Source organism: Nonomuraea sp. KM90 (assembly GCF_052246675.1).
Taxonomy (GTDB): Bacteria; Actinomycetota; Actinomycetes; order Streptosporangiales; family Streptosporangiaceae; genus Nonomuraea.
In genome coordinates this window covers 1-835 of sequence record NZ_JBQQCB010000390.1, presented here as the reverse complement: position 1 = coordinate 835, position 835 = coordinate 1, and the positions used below count along the sequence as shown (strand labels likewise).

Annotated in this window: 1 pseudogene; it reads right to left on the bottom strand. The window is 69.9% G+C overall.

The features are described from left to right. Window positions 1-626, bottom strand: a pseudogene (locus ACTWPW_RS64395) (tRNA 2-thiouridine(34) synthase MnmA); the annotation flags it as partial. Window positions 627-835: the final 209 nt, after the last annotated feature.

Below are 835 nucleotides of genomic sequence, written 5' to 3'. Positions count from 1 at the left end.
CGCTCGGCCAGGAAGCCGCGCGTGTCGCCGTCGGCGATGAAGCAGATGTCGTGGCTGTCGGGCTTGTCGGCGACGGTCAGGCCGCGCCTGGCGGCCTCCTCGCGCACCTCGGCCTTGGTCGAGTCGCCCAGCGGGAAGATCGCGTGGCCGAGTTGCTCGCGGGTCAGCACGCCGAGGACGTAGGACTGGTCCTTGCCCGCGTCGACGCTCCTGGACAGCACCCCGTCGACCAGCTTGGCGTGGTGGCCGGTGGCGACCGCGTCGAAGCCCAGGGCCAGCGCCCGGTCGAGCACCGCCGCGAACTTGATCTTCTCGTTGCAGCGCAGGCACGGGTTGGGGGTGCGACCGGCGGCGTATTCGGCCACGAAGTCCTCGATCACGTCGCGCTGGAAACGCTCGGCCATGTCCCAGATGTAGAACGGGATGCCGATCACGTCGGCGGCGCGGCGAGCGTCGCGCGAGTCCTCGATCGTGCAGCAACCCCTGGCTCCCGTGCGATGGGATTGGGGGTTGGCGGACAGGGCGAGATGGACACCAGTGACGTCGTGACCGGCCTCGGCTATCCGAGCGGCGGCCACGGCGGAGTCGACGCCGCCCGACATGGCGGCAAGCACACGCAGTCCCATGACCTGTCCAGCGTACTGTCCGGACAGGAGTGCACGACCATGGCCCGGGTCTGCGAGGATTCGGGCATGCGACTGTTCGGGCGCAAGGACGCAGACGAAGGGGCCGAAGGGCCTGACGAGGCCATCGCCGGTTTCTGGGCGTGGTGGCAGGAGACCAGGCCGCAACTCGACTCGATGGTGGCCGCGGGCGAGCCCGAGGGGCTGGAGGA